The following is a 425-nucleotide window of genomic DNA, read 5'->3' as shown; positions in this document are numbered from 1 at the left end:
AATAGCGGGAAAGCAAATGTATTACAAGTTCAAGAGGCTGCCGACCTGGTGGCTGGTGATAAGGAAGTTCGTATTGCAGTGAAAGCTGCGGGATTGAATTTTGCTGATATTTTGGCTCGACAAGGCCTCTACCCTGATGCGCCGAAAACGCCTTGTACCGTTGGCTATGAAGTATCGGGTGTCATTGATGCTATCGGCACAGGCGTAGATGAATCCTGGCTAGGCAAGGAAGTTATCGCCTTAACACGCTTTGGCGGCCAAGCTGAGCAAGTCACAGTGCCCCTACAACAAGTATTTGATAAACCAGAAACGCTCTCCTTCGAAGCCGCAGCAGCAATCCCCGTAAACTACCTTACCGCCTACCAATTACTCGTCGCGATGGGAGGCTTACAAGCTCATGAGAGCGTTCTCATTCACAATGTGGG

The 425-nt window shown here is 49.9% G+C and carries 1 protein-coding gene; it reads left to right on the top strand.

The window, feature by feature from the left end; all coding sequences use genetic code 11:
* A partial coding sequence (locus tag A3761_RS00905) for an alcohol dehydrogenase catalytic domain-containing protein (RefSeq protein ID WP_156491469.1) occupies positions 1–425 on the top strand: 425 nt, incomplete at both ends.

The sequence above is a fragment of the Oleiphilus sp. HI0123 genome, assembly GCF_001635315.1.
The sequence above is the reverse complement of the archived record's forward strand: the minus strand, read 5'-3'. Positions and strand labels throughout refer to the sequence as shown.